The sequence below is a fragment of the Clostridium mucosae genome, assembly GCF_024622765.1.
Lineage (GTDB): Bacteria > Bacillota > Clostridia > Clostridiales > Clostridiaceae > Clostridium.
Window position 1 is genome coordinate 1 of record NZ_JANKAF010000007.1, and the last position, 18154, is coordinate 18154.

At 23.6% G+C, this 18154-nt stretch carries 11 protein-coding genes and 1 pseudogene; 3 read left to right on the forward strand and 9 right to left on the reverse strand.

The window, feature by feature from the left end; genetic code table 11:
* The 3 genes and pseudogenes from NSA50_RS09430 to NSA50_RS19920 form a co-directional block, all read left to right on the forward strand.
* A partial coding sequence (locus tag NSA50_RS09430) for a transposase (protein WP_257444648.1) occupies window positions 1–196 on the forward strand: 196 nt, incomplete at its 5' end.
* A 411-nt stretch (window positions 197–607) separates the two neighbouring features.
* Window positions 608–1051 (forward strand): cohesin domain-containing protein, encoded by a 444-nt coding sequence (locus NSA50_RS09435; RefSeq protein ID WP_257444650.1) that lies wholly within the window; start codon window positions 608–610, stop codon window positions 1049–1051.
* 56 nt (window positions 1052–1107) lie between these two features.
* Window positions 1108–1245 (forward strand): annotated as a pseudogene (locus NSA50_RS19920) (hypothetical protein); the annotation flags it as partial.
* A gap of 229 nt (window positions 1246–1474) precedes the next feature.
* Here the strand turns inward: NSA50_RS19920 and NSA50_RS09440 are convergent.
* From NSA50_RS09440 to NSA50_RS09480, 9 genes are all read right to left on the reverse strand, one after another.
* A complete protein-coding gene (locus tag NSA50_RS09440) occupies window positions 1475–2290 on the reverse strand; it encodes an acyltransferase (protein WP_257444652.1) in 816 nt (271 codons plus the stop codon).
* Between the two features lie 27 nt (window positions 2291–2317).
* Window positions 2318–4255, reverse strand: a complete 1938-nt coding sequence (locus tag NSA50_RS09445) for a hypothetical protein (RefSeq protein WP_257444653.1) — start codon at window positions 4253–4255, stop codon at window positions 2318–2320.
* On the reverse strand, window positions 4252–6282 hold the full coding sequence (locus NSA50_RS09450; RefSeq protein WP_257444655.1) for a CDP-glycerol glycerophosphotransferase family protein: 2031 nt from the start codon (window positions 6280–6282) through the stop codon (window positions 4252–4254). Before NSA50_RS09450 ends, NSA50_RS09445 begins: the two co-directional genes overlap by 4 nt.
* Before the next feature lie 55 nt (window positions 6283–6337).
* Window positions 6338–9004, reverse strand: coding sequence for a CDP-glycerol glycerophosphotransferase family protein (locus NSA50_RS09455; RefSeq protein WP_257444657.1), 2667 nt, complete (start codon window positions 9002–9004; stop codon window positions 6338–6340).
* Between the two features lie 332 nt (window positions 9005–9336).
* Entirely contained in the window at window positions 9337–12042 is a 2706-nt protein-coding gene (locus tag NSA50_RS09460) for a bifunctional glycosyltransferase/CDP-glycerol:glycerophosphate glycerophosphotransferase (RefSeq protein WP_257444659.1), read from the reverse strand.
* Window positions 12043–12057: 15 nt separating this feature from the next.
* The gene (locus NSA50_RS09465) at window positions 12058–13284 is read right to left on the reverse strand and encodes a nucleotide sugar dehydrogenase (protein WP_257444661.1); all 1227 of its coding nucleotides are present in this window, start codon (window positions 13282–13284) and stop codon (window positions 12058–12060) included.
* Window positions 13285–13306: 22 nt separating this feature from the next.
* Entirely contained in the window at window positions 13307–14743 is a 1437-nt protein-coding gene (locus NSA50_RS09470) for a hypothetical protein (protein ID WP_257444663.1), read from the reverse strand.
* 127 nt (window positions 14744–14870) lie between these two features.
* Entirely contained in the window at window positions 14871–17333 is a 2463-nt protein-coding gene (tagH, locus tag NSA50_RS09475) for a teichoic acids export ABC transporter ATP-binding subunit TagH (protein WP_257444665.1), read from the reverse strand.
* A 16-nt stretch (window positions 17334–17349) separates the two neighbouring features.
* Window positions 17350–18153, reverse strand: a complete 804-nt coding sequence (locus tag NSA50_RS09480; RefSeq protein WP_257444667.1) for an ABC transporter permease — start codon at window positions 18151–18153, stop codon at window positions 17350–17352.
* Window position 18154: the final 1 nt, after the last annotated feature.

Genomic DNA, 18154 nt, shown 5'->3' on the forward strand with positions numbered 1-18154 from the left:
TAGGTCTATTCAAGCCGAAGGTACATTTGGAGTAATTAAGGAAGATCATGGATTCAGAAGATTTTTACTTCGTGGTTCGGTCAATGTAAAAATAGAATTTCTACTTAAAGCATTAGCATATAATATTGCTAAGTTACATAACAAAATTATTAGTAATAGATTAGGATGTAGTATTTTTATAAAAGAAATATTATAAAAAACTATAACCGTAACTTTTTTAAAAAAGGGGTATATTTACCTCTTTTAGTCATGCAACAAAATAAATATTTAACCAGATATTTCATAGTATATTTTTATTATAACCCCTAAAATATCAATTTTAAAATGCAAAAAAAGAGGTTGCTACAAAATGATTAAAAATCATTTTGCAACAGCCCCTTCTATATACCATACTTACTTATAACTTCTTCATTTTTACAAAATAAATCTGAGCTACTATTTTTATACACTAATATAATTTCACTTTCTTTATATATTGCAAAATTATTTTATTAATTGGTGAAATATTTAACTATGCAAAGATTCTTACTTATACAAATCATTTACATAATATCACATATATAGTAAAATTACATTAGAAAAATGTATAAATTAAGTTGGATTATAATTGAAAAATAAGTTCAAATATTATAAACATAAGTTATCATTATTTTTTTCTATTTTATTTTTATTTAAATTAGTATTATTTAATACAGATAATACAGTATTTGCAGCCACTACTCCTTCTGTTTCATATACAATAACTGGCGAAGCAAAAGTTGGAAACATAATTACAATTGCTGTAAATGTAGCAAATGTAACAAATCTATATGGTAGATCCATTGATTTTGTTTATGATTCGAATCTTATAGTAGTGCAAAGTGTTACTAAAGGTAATATATTTGATAGTAATGAAGCCCTTACCTCTATAGGTTCTAACGGAAAAATCAAAAACAGACAAGCTTCTTTTACTATTTCAATGAAAGGAAATAAAATATCAATCAATCTATCTTCTAATGGAGCTAGTAAACCTTTAGGAGAATCATTGCCTTTACTGCTTCTTCTAATTTAGCTTCTAATAGTCAATATGCTTTTTATATTCATATTGATTGAGCTTGGAAGTTAGTTCAATCATATTCTTCTAAGAATACTTTAACTTATACTGCTCCTAAAGCTGGAACTTACCAAGTTAGAGCTTGGGTTAGAGATAAGAATAATACTTCTAACAGAACTTATAAAGATTTATCTTTTAAGATTACTAAGTAAGTATGAAATTTGAGAAATATTGTATAATTTTATAACTTTCACAGAAAAATCCAAGTAAGGCTTAATAATAGCTTTACTTGGATTAAATTATTTCTTATTTTTTATTTTAATATTTTCAATAATTATACCGTACAGCAGAATATAATTTCTAAGTTTTAGATTTTATAAAGTAAAAAAACACTTGAAAATTTTCTTCTATCTGTATTAGACATTTTACTTTTATAATATTTTATTGCTTGCCAATAAAAAATCTATTCTTATCATTATTTTTTGATATCCATAACAATACTTCTAATTTTTCAACTGATGACTTTGCTTCATCTAATTTACTATTTATATAGCTAAAAATGTCGAGATTATTTGTTTTTTTATAAATAAACTCATCACTTTTATTAACCATAGAATTTCTTGTCTGTTCCATTTTATAGGCATGAACACAGGGTCTTGTCCAAAAAACTCCTTCTTTTATTACTTTTGCAGGAATTCCTGCTGCTGATACATTTGAAAAAACTTTTTTTGTAACAATAGCATTACTACCTAAAATACTTCCTGAACCAATACAAGCTCCTTTCAATATCTTAACAGACTCTCCAATCCATACATGATCACCTATTATAACAGATTCACTTAAATTTATTCTTTCATGCGTATCTATTGAATAGATTAAATGTGGATCAGCTAATCTAATATTTATATTGAAAGAAAACATATTGTCATTACCTATAATAATATGCTTTCTTTCTGATAACGATAATACCGCTTGACCATTGAAAGAATTATTTTTACCTAAATATAACGCAGAATCATGAAATATATTACTATTTATTTGAGTATATCTATTTGATCCTGAAATATATACAACAGAATTATCTCCTAAAAATTTTATTGTACAATTTTTTAATTTAGCTCCTTCTTCAATATATAAAATATTATTTTTTCCTCTGAATAATATTTTAGTATTTTCCCAAAAAATATTATTATCAATATTTATTGTATTATCTTTTATTTTTGAAATATCATTTAAACTAACTATACATTGCTCCATTTTACTTCTCCTTAAAATTCAATATTATTATTCAGATAATAAATTTCTAAAATATTGATTTGGTATATTATTTATAAATTTAATAATACATTTTTTTGATTCATATATTTTTTCAAATTTATTTAATTCTTTACTTGTAATTTTACTTGCTAAATCATTTGCATCAAAAATAGGATCTAATAGTTCAAATGTCAAATTAGGAAAATCTAAATTAATAAGGTAAAAAACATGCTCGAACTGTTTTCCCTCTAATACAATATTTAAATCAGTTATTTTCAATTTTTTAATTACTCTACTAATAAAAATACTTATATTATCTATATATTCTGGTTCTCGTATATATAGTAATTTTTCATTCAAATTAGAATAAATTGGTAACGAATTTACAAACTTAATATGTAATATTTTATTTGGTGAATTATCAAAATATATATAATTAAATTCATTAGTTACATCTTTTTCAATAACTTTATATTGCAATGGTATAGAATGTTGAATATTTATTGTATTATTATCTAATTTGAATTCAGAAACTATCTCTAAATCATGTTTTTCAACCTTATGTTCAAACCTACTACCACTTTTATCATAATATATTGCCAATATTTCATTTTTGGATATAGATGATACCTCTAAATCTAAATATTGCATTTCATTTGAATATGCAATATCACCTCTACTATGATTGCTCAGATATATATAATGCTTTGTCCCATGTTCATTTAATACAATATATCTATTATTTTCTATATTATTTAACAAATTCAAATCTTTACCCATAATAACTTGAAAATATATTTTCTTATCTTTTTTAATAGACTTGGATATAGATGCTTTTTTTATTTCTTTATTTTCATTTTCTAATACAAAATTAATAATTATATTTTCCATGGTGGCTTGTGCCTTTTTAGTTATTTCACCATGTTTTCCATCTACCTGGTACTTATGTAGTTCAGAATAACCATTTATAATTTCAATAAAACTATAATTGCTCAACTCATCATCATGTGTGTAAAAATAATGAATTTTCCTATTTTCATTAAGATATTGCTGTAACAATAAAATTAAATTTCCATCTATTTTATTTTTAAAATAATGGAATAGATTATTTCTAAAAAAAGCTTTGGATTGCCAATAATACAATAGATTTACTTGTGGTGCTGAAATAAGTAATGTAGAATCCTTAAAATCTTTCATATACATTAATGCAATAGACCCACCCTTAGATGCCCCAAAGAATAATAAATCCTTATCTTCTAATTTATATTTATCTTTTAATTTCTTTACGAATTGAACAAATTTAGGATATAGTTTTTCTCCGAAATTATCCTCAATCATATATGTTCCTGCTGTTTGATACCTATCCTGAAAAGCAATAATAAGTGCCTTTTCTGTAACAATACTATCTATATTTTGAAATGCTGTTACACTATAAGATATTCTTGATGTAGATGGTCCAAAACCTGGAAAAGTAAAAATTATTTTATTTGGATTTACTTTATTCCCTCTTATAGAGTAAAAGAAATCATTATCTTGAATTATATTGAATCTTTTATCATAAACACTTTGTTGTTCTGTTGTAAAGCTATTTGCACTTATCTCAATTTTATTAGGAATATCTATATCTAAAGTAAAATCATTAGGATTATTACTACTTACTATTATATTACGATACTCTAATGGAAAACCAACTTGAGGTCGTTCAAGTTCATTTCCCCATATAAGTTTTCCTTTTTCAAGCAACTTAATTCTTTTACCAATATAATTTTCATGCTTGAGAATAGTTAATTTTAAATAAAAAATATTTTTATGTTTCTTTTCAACAATAATTTCTTTAGCTTTTTCTTTTCTAATATCTGAAGAAACTTTTATCTCTTCCTTTATAGCTATTTCTTTTTCAATATCTGAAGCAATTTTTATATCTTCTTTTAATTTATTATTAAACCCTTTTATTAAATTAATCATAGCGCTAATATCCTTTCAATAATATTTTTATTTATATTATTTTTATCAACACCTTTAAAAAATTTATCATTTCTGCCTTTATATTTTTCACGATCATCATAATATTTTTCATTTACTAAATAATCAACTATATCATCTTCACTATATAAAACAACACCTAAACCTTCATTTTCAAAATTCATTCTTTGATTATAAGGTTGATTGTCAAAAAAAGACTCCTTATCAAATTGATAATAACCAATAGGAATGTCAACAAAAGCAGCATCAATTACAACTGAGCTATAATCAGTTAATACAAACTTTGAATTAGATATTAATTCAGAATAGCTTTCTTCTGATAATATTACTCTTTCTGATATATTAAATAATTTACTTCTTTTTATAATATTAGGATGTAATTTTATTACTAATTCTAAATCTTTATTTTCTAAATAATTTAATAAAACTCTATTATTAATTAAGTTATTTAATGCCTTAAAATACCCTGATTTTATGAATTGAAGATCATTCATTTTATTTAATTCAAATCTCCATGTAGGCATAAACAATATTTTATTGCTATCGCACTTTTTTCCTAAATTTTCAAATCTAGGTAATCCTGTATTAATTGTTTCTATTAGATTATATTTTTTTAAATAATTTTCTTCTAATTCCCCTGTTGCTATAAACAAGTCACAATACTTACTTATAATCCAGTCTTTCATATCATTTAACATTACACCATGTTGTAAATATACAAATCTAGAATTAGCTAAATTTTTATCTTTATATGAAATATTATAAATTTGTGAGCTAATAAAAGCATCTGATAAATAGAACTTTTCATAAAATTCTTTAGACCATAATTCTAATAATTTAAAGCCCTTTAATTTCAGTCTATTCCAGTCCTTAGAACTCTTATGTAACGCAAAATATGCATTTTTAAACTCAGGATAATTTTTTATAAAATATGAATATAAATGTTCTGCATTATCATCTGCATTTAAAGATCTATCCATAAAAATTAGAATTGAATCTTTTGAAATCTTATTAAAATGATATTCAAAATTAGCTAAATCTTGTATATCATTTGTTACTTTTAATTCTCTATACTCCTTAAATATCTTTACATTTTCATTTAAGAATTTTATATCATAAAGTTTTACAAATGAATTAAACTTCATATCATTATTAGTAATATTAAAAATCACATCATAATTATCTAACTTTTTATAAAGCATTTCATAGTTGTTTTTCGAATTATTGAAATAATTAATTAATCCTAATTCCAACTTATCTGTAATTAAAGTATATTTTTCTATGTCTTCAATCTTTAAATCTTTAATTACATTCATAAATGCATATGTAGGTAAATAAGTTTGCTCTTTAATTTTAATTCTTCTTAGCATTAAAACTATATACCTTAACTTATATAGCCTTAATTCTAAACTAGATAAAGTGTTTTCAATAAAAATACTCTCAATTCCTTCATTATAATCAATTCCATTAACAATAAATGTATCAGAATTTACTGAATATCCTATTCTATAAGGAGTTATCTTTAAAATCGAATAATATAGTCTATAATTTATATACCATGTTCCATAATCTAAATATTCATTTGCAACTAAAAACTCTTTAAACATATTGGTATTAAGTATAACACCAAAAATAGAAGTTTCTTTTAAATAATAGTCTTTAGGTAATAATTCTTTAACAAAATTTTTTGGTATATCACCTAAAAATTTATATGGTTCTAACAAATAAATATCACGACATTTTAAATATTCAATGATTTCCACTATATAATCCTTAGTAAAAATATGCTTTGTATCTATTACTAAAAAATATTTAGACTCTATTTTATTTATACATTCCTTTAATTTAATATCAAAATCCTTAGAATTACTATCTTCATAAATAAATTCAACATTAAATAAATTATTATACTTTAGTTTTTTTGAAATTATTTGTTTGTATTGAACATTGTTAAAATACTCTCTATTCATACTAGTAATAATAATTGTCAATAAAACTTCACAATTCAAACTCACCACTCCCTATTTTATTTTTAATAGTTATATTTTCTATAATTTTTCAATATTAAAAATCTTCATATTTAATATCTTCAATTTTTCTACCACTTACATCAAATATTTCTTCTGATATAACTTTTTGATTTATTTCTGATATTATTTGAATTTTAATAATATTTTCTCCATTATTAGAATAGAATCTTTTACATTTTACATGTCCACTTTCATAATAATCATATTCTCTTATCCTATTACCATCATTGGAATAATAATAGTACTTTTGAGCAATTCCATCTTTTGTATATATTAATTTACTTTCTATAAATCCATTTTTATAAAAATGTTCTATAGAGCTTAATTTTTCATTATCTACATTATAATTTGATATAGATTTTATATTATTACTATTTGCATAGTATATTGTTTTTCTCTTTAGGACACCATTTTTCATAACATCGTGCTTAATTAATAAATTACCTTTTTTATCATAGACATTTTTATATTTAGTTGAAATTTTTATATCCTTATAAAAATTGACCATTTTCATAACTTTGTTGCCAGAATAATATACAATTTGTTTGTTTATAAATCCATTTTTATATATTAATTTACTTGTCCTAATTTTATTATTGTAAAATTCTCTTTCTATGAAATTATAATTTTTATCATAAATTCTTTTTTCCTTTAGATTACTTTCTTTTGATATTTCTATACTATAATTTTTATTTTTTTTATTAGGTATTTCTTTCATAAATTCATAAATTTTTTTACAATTTTGAGATCTATTTTTATTAAAAAACAAATTGTCATCTATTTTATAGAAATTATTAAAATTATTACTTTCCCATTCCTTTAAATTTTTTATTATATCTTCTTTTTTAGTTATAACTTTTCCAAAATCGCTATATAAAGTGTACTCTTCTTCTTTATTTATATCATAATGGAAATTATGTCTACTAAAATGATAAAAAATAACTGGTTTATTTAAATATGCAAAATCAACACCTACTGATGAATAATCTGTTATTAATAAATTACATTCTTTTAACAACTCTTGAACTATAGAATCATTTCTCGTTTTAAAATATATATTTTTTCCATTAAATTTAAAACAATCATTAAATATCTGCATTTCATAATGTAAATATACTATAAGTTCTAAATTATTTTTCTCTATGAATTTATTTAATTCATCATCATTTATTAAATCATTTATCGCATTATAATATTCTGTACTTTTAAAATCACTCTCACTTAAATCAACTAAACTACTTCTCCATGTTGGCATAAAAAGTATTTTTCTTCTTATATTCTTATTAGATATATCATTTAATTGATCATATCTAGGTAAGCCTATTTTTATTATCTTATCTTCATCATAACTATATTCTTTTGTAAACATATTAAACTCTTTATTTGTTGATGCTAATAAATAATCATATTTATTAATATATTTATTATAATAATTGGCCTTATTCATAGAAACTCCATGTTGTAAAAATATTCTTACGGAATTCATATATTTCATATAATACTGTTTAAAATTATTATTTTGATCAGTTGGTAATAAAAATTTAAAAAAGTCATATGCTGAAATTAGCTTTTTAGCATGCATTAAATATATTTTATGTTTGAAACTATCTATAGGTATAACATTTCCTAATTCTTTAACCTTTTCATACTGTATACTATTTTTATCTATTAAATAATATATTTTATCATTAGGATAATTTTCTCTAACATACTTAAAAAATATGAATGCATTATCTTCAGCTTGATCTCTTCTTTCACCTATAAGCCATAAATCTTTTTTAATAAAAAATGGCTTACTTAATATATATTGTATAAAAGTAAAAAATTGTTTGATCATTGTTATTATTTTGTCATAAACTATTATAATCTTTAGGCCTTTTGATTTTATAATAAATGATAGTTTGTCAAATTCTAAATTTAACTTTTTTATTTCATTTCTATTTTCTCTTTCATTACTTGTTTGCTCTAGAAAAAATATAATTTGAGATTCACTTCCATAATTAATAATTAAAAGTAAACCGCTTATTAAATCAAAGTCCTTATCATTAAGTATAGCTTTTAAAAAATCTATAAAGTCTTCATTATCTATACTATTAATTTCATTTTTTAAAATATCTAAAATTTTTCCAATATTTTTTTTATCTAAATTATTAATATTATATATAATGCTATTAATTGCATTATATATATATATGTATTTTTGCTTATTATAAATTTTATTTAATTTAAAGATATCCGATATACTAAATTCTAGCTTATTATAATTTTTACAAATACTCTCTTCCACTAAATGTATAGCTAGCTTTCCACTAAAAACCTTGTTATTAAAACTAAAGAAACTCCTAAGATCATCTTTTTTTATATGACTATTTATTATTAAATCTCTATTAAATAGCATATTCTCAAAATTTATAAACAGACTTTCTAAAAATCTTTTTTTAAAATAATTAATTTCAACTTTATTAGGTAAAAAATCCATACTATCTAAAAACAATATAATATCAGCATTTTTATCTTCTTCTAAAATTCTAAAGTCATATAGCTTTTTCAAATTTAAATTCGATATATTTTTAGTAAATAAAACATATTTAGATTCCACACATCTCATTAAAGAGTCTATAGATTCATAATCTTTTATATTATATATTCCTTCAATATTTATATTACAATCATCAATATTTATAATACTTATATTTTCCATCCATAACCTCCTTTTATCTACTATCTGTTAAAGTTATATATAAAAATTTATTTTCTCAGCTTTAAAGTCTTAAGAAATAATAGGTTTACTACAACTAAATTAACCGCAAAAATTAAAGATATGGCAATAAATAAACATTATATTTATTCGCCATCACTTTCAAAACTCATATAAGCTTAATAAAAAGCAAGTTAATCAAAAATATTACTTTGCAGCTGTAATCAGTAATTTGCTCCTAAAATAATCAATAAAAAATACTAAAAAATTTCTTAAATACTCTAAATTCACTAGATCTAAGATATAATGTGCTATTAGCATATTATATTAATAGATTATTCATTTATAGTTCTAAATATTTTATTACAGTGATTATTTGAATCCAATATATATTTTTTTCTATTATTTAAATTTGGACTTATTTTACTATCCAATAAATCTAAAATATAATCTAAATTTTCGGCTTGCATTCCAAACAAATCCTTTTTATGATTTATAGGTCCTTCATTATAATGCTTAGAATAAAATTCATCATAATCAAATTGATAAAATATTACCGGTTTATTACTATAAGCAAAATCAAAAGCAACTGTTGAGTAATCTGTTATTAATATATAGTTTTCATTTATTAGATCTTGTACACTTTTCTCACCTTGTCTTACTATAGTAATATTTTCACCAAAATTATCGCTCATTTTACTTAACAATTTCTGTGTTTGATAATGAGGATAGAATGTTAACTCATAATTCTTTTCTTTTAAAATCTTATGTAATTCTTCACTATTAAGAAAATCTAAATATGTTTTAAAATAATTAGAATTAAGTAGTTCCTCTTCACTCTTTATCCAGGATCTCCATGTTGGCATCAATAAAATTTTATTTTTCTTTGCCTCATTATTTAAATTATCCCATCTTGCTAAACCAGTAACTATAACTTCCTTCTCATCATAGCCAAACTCTTCTACTATATGTCTTTTTTCAAATTCTGAGCTAACTATAAAGTAATCATAATTAACTTTATTTTTATGAAGTACATGATTTACCCTACTTACTCCTATTACCCCGTGTTGCAAAAACACTTTTTTATTTTTCACAAAATCAGGATAATACTTAACGATATCTATATATTCCTTAGTGTACATATTTGGTTTTTCAGCATAGCTATTTATAGTAAACTTACAAGTTAAAAGATATAATGTATGTAATATGCTATCATACCATACTATATCTCCATATGATTTTATCTTTGTTAAATCTTGAGAATCTTTTGTAATTATATACTTTGCATTTACATTCTTTTTATTATCTTTTATATATTTAAATAAATGATAAGTATTATCTTGTGCCGTATCTTTTCTTTCACCCATTAGCCATATTTGTTGATTTCTAAAATACCATCCAAATAATTTATATAGAATTAAAACCAAAAATGACTTGTACTTTTTTCTCTTTAATAAACTTACATCATATTTTACATCTCTTTTAATCTTTCTTAATTTTGACTTTATATATGATTTTTTACTTAATGCCTTAATTCTTATGTTTAGATATTTACCATCTGTAAATCTACAAAATACTTCTCTATTTTTTATGTACCTAACTTTAAGCTTGTTTCTTATTTCTGCTAACTTAAACTCAAATGGTATATTAAAAACTTTTTTATTTATTGTAATTCTTTGTAATACTTCATACTCATCATCTTTTAATTCTGATAAATTAATTTCTATCGGTTTATATCCGCCCCAATTATAATTAATAGAATCTCCTCTAAATAAATATGTCAAATCAGTTCTATAATCAGTTTCTATTTTTTTTATAATTTCATGCTTTTTCCCTTTTAAAATTAATTCTCGCTTAATTACATCCTTATTACTTAATTCTAATCCCCTTACAAAAGCGTAGCCTCTTAGAACTAATATATTTTTCTCATTTATATATGAATTCTCAACCTTATTCTCAATTTCAGGCTTCTGATTTAAAAAATCTTTATATTCTTTAAAATCCTTATATAAATAACTAAAATATTTGTCGTTTTCTAAAATTAAATACTTCCTAGGTTTAATTAATAAATATTTATTTATTAGCTTAAGTATATTTTCTTTATCTCTATTTTTAAATAAAATTGCCAATAAATATCTTTCAACACTTCTAAAATTTTCTCTTTCAAAGCAAACTTCTTTTGATATTTCTAAAAACTCTATGCCTAAGTTTATAACTTTATCTATTTCATTCTCTTGGATATTTTCTATTTTTAAAAATATGCTATCAATCCAAAATTCAATTTGTCTTAATATTATTGTGTTATTTAAATATTTATTATCATATAACCTAATAAGCTCTTTTTCTACTTCTAATAAGTTTTCAAAAAATTTAATATCACTTTTTTTTACTAACGACTCCTTCTTTATAATTCTATAATTATAAATATCTATATCTTTAGTAACTATTTTTTTTGCACTTATATAAGACTTTTGAGTAAATAATAAATCTTCTCCAACCTTTATGTTTTCATTAAATAAAATATTATTCTTTTTCACCATTGAAAGTTTAAACCATTTATTGCATACAGATGGAGTATAATTAATCTCAGACATTTCATCCGCATTTCCAACCTTCATTTTTCTACTATTAAGAAAAACCTTTTTCATATAAGGTAAATGCCATTGTCTTACATCATCAAAGCATAATATATTTCCTATAAAAATATCTGATTGTGTTTCTTTTAAAATAGAATATACTTTTTTAAATATATTTTTATGAATTAAATCATCACTATCTAAAAAAGTTACATACTCCCCTTTAGACACTTCAATGCCCTTATTTCTAGCAGCTCCAGGCCCTAAGTTTTTTTGAGATATAACATTTATATTGTCATGTTTATTAGAATAACTATAACAAATATCTAATGATTTATCGGTAGAGCCATCATCTATTAAAATTATTTCTACATAATTTAAATTCTGTTTTAACACTGATTCTATAGCTTCTTCTAAATACGCTTCTGAGTTATAGACTGGTATTATAACACTTACTTTTATCATTTTTACTCTCCAAGCTTATAATTTATATATTTCACAATCTTTTATTATATTTTTAGTATCTAAAATTAATTTATTTTTTATTGTATTTCTCATTTCTTTTATATGGGCATGTCCAACCATTATAACAATCATATCTATATCATTTATAAATTTTTCAAAATCTAAATATTGACTTTCCCAATGTAATTCCCTTATAAATGGGTCATAAATCTTTATAGAATTAGCTTCATAGTCATTTAGTTTTTGTAATAATTGAAGTGTTGGACTTTCTCTTGTATCATCAACATCTTCTTTATATGTAATTCCATATAATCCAACCTTAGATATATCTTCAATATTATTTTCTGCCATTATATCTCTAATTCTATTAATAACAAATCTTGGCATAGAATCATTTACTTCTCTAGCACTCTTTATTATATTAACAGTATCTGGATAATCACCTACTAAGAACCAAGGATCTACAGATATACAATGTCCACCTACTCCTGGACCTGGATTAAGAATATTAACTCTTGGATGCTTATTAGCTATTTCTATAAGATTATATACATCGATATTTTCTCTTCTACATATCTTAGCTAATTCATTTGCAAAAGCTATATTTATATCTCTAAAAGTATTTTCTACAACCTTACTTAATTCAGCAGTTTTTATATCTGTAACTATAATATCTCCCTTACAAAACGAACTGTACACTTCTTTCACTTTATTTCCTATTTCTTCACTATCTGCTCCTATAGTTCTAGAATTATTCTCCAATTCATATATCATTTTTCCTGGAATTATTCTTTCTGGTGCATGTACTAAATGAACATCTTTTCCTAACCCTAACCCCTTTTCTTCTATTAGCGGTCTTACAAATTTATCTATTGTTCCAGGAGATACTGTTGATTCTATTACTATTATTGCACCTTTTTCACAAAAATTTAGCACATTATTAACGGCTGAAATCACATATTTAGGATCTATCTTTTTACTTTCCTTAATATATGGTGTTGGTACAGTTATTATATACATATCTGTTTTTAAATAATTCGTTGAAAATTCAATTTCATTTTTTTGGGCCTTTTTAAATAATTCCTCTAACCCATCTTCTTTAAAGGTTAACTTTCCAGAATTTAATTTATTTACTATATTTATATTTAAATCAGTTCCTCTAACCCTAATTCCATTTGCTGCAAACATTAAAGCGGTTGGAAGCCCTATATATCCTAATCCTACTACATTAATACTTTTCATTTTTCACCACTACCAAATTAATTTATTTTTTCAAATATTTTCTTATGAAGTTTTTAAAGAGTATAATACTTTTATTTGCTTTGTTGAAATTAATTAAAGACTTATTTAATACTAAATCTAACTTATCATATAAAAATTTGGGGAACTCTCTAGATATTTCACCATGATTATTTATTTCACATTTATCTATATTTAACTTAATATTTAACTCTCTAGAAACAAATTCAAATTCCTTTAATACTTTCTTATATTGATTATCACCATCACTAGTAAGTAAATATATATTAGTACAAGTATTTGCAGACAATCTTATTAAATTATTATATTTGATTCTATTACAATCACTTATTTCACCAAAAATCTCCAAAGCATAATCACTTATTGATAAATCACTTAAATATGTTCCTATTTTATATTGCGGTGCACCTGCTATTATATTTCCAAAATTATATTTCAATCCGTAATAAATTGCTGCACTTCCACCTTTTGATGAACCAATAGATATAACATTAGAAAATAATATCTTATTTTTTGACATAATATAGGAAAGGAGTGCCATAACAGATGTTTCTATGTTAAAATCACCTTTCAGACCTAGATAATAAGTACCTTTGCTTCCAAAGTCGTCTAGTATAAAAAGTTTATTACAATCACAAGTCTTTAATGTACTTATATAATTATATTTAGCGTCGTCTGTTGAAAAAGCTGAAAAAATAATCATAAGTTTATTTTTATTGTTTAATTTAGCTTTTTCAAAATAATATTTAATAGGATGTATTGATGAAAATATCTTTTCACCATGAAACTTCTTCCTATTAATATTTTTATTAATCATTCTTATTATTTCTTGATTTACATCATCTCTAAATTTAAATGTTTTATTTTTTAAGTCATCTATTACTATTGCTTTTTCAAATGTAACTACACTTATACCAGGATATAATTCCTTAAATATCCCAACTAATCTATTTAAATGAGAATTCATATTTTGAATATATTTAATTTCATCCTCAGATAAAGCCATTAACTCATTACCTATTGTTTTAAATTCCTCATCAAAGAAAAAATTTAATAGTATTATATCTGAGCTATGAAATTGCTTAGATAATTTATTTATAAAAATTTTTATTATTTCTTTATATTCTAAATCCTCTATATTTACTGTATCAATCAGACTTTCTTTTCCTCCTATCTTTAAATTAGACGTATAGGAATAAAACTCTTTTTTCTTATAGAGGCTATCTATTTCTTTTATTAGATCAAATATAAATTTGTCACCATTAACATCAATATTTCCAAAAGTATTTATATCGTTATCTAAGCCTAATTCATTTACTTTATACTGATCATTAGAGAATAATAATAATGATTGATTTTTTATTCTTTTAACTTTATGTTCTTTTAAACTATTCTCTATCAAATCATTTATATGATCCTCTAAATAAGTAACTAAATTCATAATCTTAACCTTCTCTACATTATTAAAATTTCACAAATCAACAAGATTATTATTTTTATAAATATTGTTAATTTGAATTTGCCGGAGTGGTTGTACTTTATTCCATACATCCATTTTCAAGTAATACCTACATTGTATTTCCTTCAGATTCTCCGTTATCGAATGCTGGTGGGGTACTTCCTCCGGTTCCTCCATTATCAGATGGTGGTGGTGTACTTTCTCCTGATCCTCCATTATCAGATGGCGGTGCTGTACTTCCTCCGGGTCCTCCATTATTAGATGGTGGCGTTGTACTTCCTCCGGGTCCTTCGTTATCAGATGGTGGCGTTGTACTTCCTCCGGGTCCTCCGTTATCGGATGGTGGCGTTGTATTTCCTCCGGCTCCTCCGTTATCGGATGGTGGCGTTGTACTTCCTCCGAGTCCTCCGTTATCAGATGGTGGCGTTGTACTTCCTCCGCTTCCTCCATTATCAGATGGTGGTGTTGTACTTCCTCCGGTTCCTCCACTATTTGAAGGCGGCGTTGTATTTCCTCCGCTTCCTCCGCTATTTGAAGGTGGCATTATAGTTTCTCCTACACCGACACTATTTTCTTCTTGCAATTCGTCATCTTCATTCCACATTGATTCTTCCAAATCTTCTTCCAAATCTTTTTTTTCTTTCTCTAAATACTCATTATATTTTTTATTTATATTCTTAACTAATTCATTATTTTGTAGGATTCTTTTATCTACTGTTAAAAACTTATAATTTGCTTTACTTGATAAATTAAGAGCTTGCAATATTTCTCCATCTACTATATCTCCTAATAATACAATCTCATATTTTAAATTTGATATATTAACATTACTATCCTTAAAGTTATCATAAAATTCCTTCACTAATGATTTATCTATATTAGGATATTTTTTTTGTATTTCTTTAACTTTATTATTAAAATCACTTTCACTTAATTCGAATAAACCTGTAAAAATATTTTTATATAAATCTACTGCTTTAATATTATCACTACTCTTAATATCATCCTTATTTAATAGAACATAATCTGATATTTGAATAGCAAAGTTATCTTTAATAACCTTTTTTAAAGTCTCAACATCATTTATATTAACCAATTTATTCAATTCATCAATTTTATTATTCATTTTAACTTGTATTTTTCCCGGATATACTATACCATCTAAGTCATTATTACTTTTAGAATTTAATATTAATATACTTTCAAATTTATCATTATTAACTGTTATAATCGCATAGTTTTTAACCTTCATTTGACTATTACTACTTGTTATGATACTTCCTATTACATCTTTATATGTGAATCCCAGTGAAGTTAATGAAGTAAAAAGAATAAACACTATAGAAATTGCAACTATCCTTTTATTTTTTCTTTTATTTATAGTTATTTTTCTTTCTATATCTTCATCTTCTAAATTAACCTTTTTCCATATTGTATATGGTATAAATTTTTTATATTCAACTAAATAATTTAAATAGCCCTTAGCTGTAAATATTGATGCTATACCTGTAACTATGAAATTTGTAAATATTGAAATAGGAAATCTTACTATAAAAAAGTTTAAAATTTGGGATATTAATATAAATATAGCTGTCTCATATCTTTTTCTAAATATTGATGGAATAAATCCAAATGCAAAAGTGCTTACGTCTATATTAAAGAAGGTTTCTTTAATCTTGTTATTATCATTTATTAATGTTACATTTTTTATAAACTTCCCATTTGGTACAAATTTTTTCAAATTGTTATCTATAAGTTTAAATTCTTTTAATAGTGAATGATCCTGATTTTTTAGAACCTTTTTTTTATGTTCTAGTCTTTCTTTATCTGTCATTTTATTTATTTCATTTATATATCTTTGATATTTAGGTAATACTTCTTCTATAGATCCATATTCTCTAAGTACTCCATACTCAAGCCACATAGCTTTATTGCAAAACTGTTTTATTTGAGGTAAAGAGTGGCTAACAAAAAAAATAGTTTTCCCACTTTCCTTGAACTCATTCATTTTATCTAAACATTTCTGTGTAAATGTTGGGTCTCCAACTGATAAAGCCTCATCTATTACTAATATATCTGGATTAGTATATATAGATATTGCAAATCCAAGTCTAGATCTCATACCACTCGAATATGTCCTAAGTGGTTGATTTATAAATTCACCTATATCAGCAAAATCTATAATTTCTTGCTTTATTTCTTCTATTTCACTTTTTTTATATCCCATCATAAGAGCTTTTAGCTCTATATTTTCAATTCCTGTTAGAAAATTATTCATACCTAGACCTATTGCTATAAGTGCAGATTCTCCATTTATCTCTATTTCTCCACTTGTTGGCATAGATACTCCACCTAATATGTTAGATAATGTTGACTTTCCCGAACCATTAAGTCCTAATAATCCTACCACTTCTCCCTTTTCAACCTTAAAGGATATATCTTTAAGAGCATAAAAAGTTTTCCCTGCTCCTTTGGGTAAAATTAAATCCATTAATTTTTGCTTAGGACTAGAATACATTTTATAACCCTTGCTAACATTCTTAGCTACAATCGAATACTTATTCTCTTCCATGACTTCCCCTTTGTAATTAAATTAAATCTGAAAATCTATTTCTTAACTTCATATGTACTAATGCTCCAATTAGAAGTATTATTATTGTTACCGCCCAATAATAAATAGTAAAGCTTATATCTTCAAAAAACCACTTATTATATAAAAACGTATTTCTAAAGCCTTCTATAATATAAATAAAAGGATTTAATCTTATTATTTTCAAAGCTATCGGTGGTAAATTTATAGTAGTCCATAAAATCGGTGTTAAATAAAACATAAACCTTAAAACTGTTCCTACTATTCTATTTATGTCTCTTACAGCCATAATTACTGCTGATGTAATAAGTGATATCCCTATCAATAGTAAACTAGCTGAAATTATATAATATGGTATTTGAATATAATATATAGTTGCTTTATATCCATTAAATCCATATACTATTATCATTATAAGTATCACTGGTATACTATTTAATAATTGAGTTGTTATAGTACAAGTTGGTATTATACTAGTTGGAAATTTCATCTTTGTTAATATTGATGATTTAGAATATATAGATAACGTAGCACTACTTATTGAACTACTAATATAAAACCACGGCACTAATCCAGCTAACATCCATAATAAAAATGGATGCCCATCTACAGCCCTACCATTTCTAATTCCAAGTCCAAAAACAAACCAATAAACGCCTATTTGAAGTAATGGATTTAGTATTATCCATATAACGCCTAAATATGTATCTCTCAAGGGAGCTATAAAATCATATAAAGCTAATTTATATAATTTATAAAAATTAGCTTTATGCTCCTTTAAAATAAAAAATAAATCTCTCATA

Excerpts from the sequence above, each read along its gene's own strand:
- tagH (WP_257444665.1), bottom strand. The coding sequence starts at position 17,333 with ATGGAAGAGAATAAGTATTCGATTGTAGCTAAGAATGTTAGCAAGGGT.
- NSA50_RS09460 (WP_257444659.1), bottom strand. The coding sequence starts at position 12,042 with ATGATAAAAGTAAGTGTTATAATACCAGTCTATAACTCAGAAGCGTAT.
- NSA50_RS09470 (WP_257444663.1), bottom strand. The coding sequence starts at position 14,743 with ATGAATTTAGTTACTTATTTAGAGGATCATATAAATGATTTGATAGAG.
- NSA50_RS09480 (WP_257444667.1), bottom strand. The coding sequence starts at position 18,153 with ATGAGAGATTTATTTTTTATTTTAAAGGAGCATAAAGCTAATTTTTAT.
- NSA50_RS09445 (WP_257444653.1), bottom strand. The coding sequence starts at position 4,255 with ATGATTAATTTAATAAAAGGGTTTAATAATAAATTAAAAGAAGATATA.
- NSA50_RS09465 (WP_257444661.1), bottom strand. The coding sequence starts at position 13,284 with ATGAAAAGTATTAATGTAGTAGGATTAGGATATATAGGGCTTCCAACC.
- NSA50_RS09440 (WP_257444652.1), bottom strand. The coding sequence starts at position 2,290 with ATGGAGCAATGTATAGTTAGTTTAAATGATATTTCAAAAATAAAAGAT.
- NSA50_RS09455 (WP_257444657.1), bottom strand. The coding sequence starts at position 9,004 with ATGGAAAATATAAGTATTATAAATATTGATGATTGTAATATAAATATT.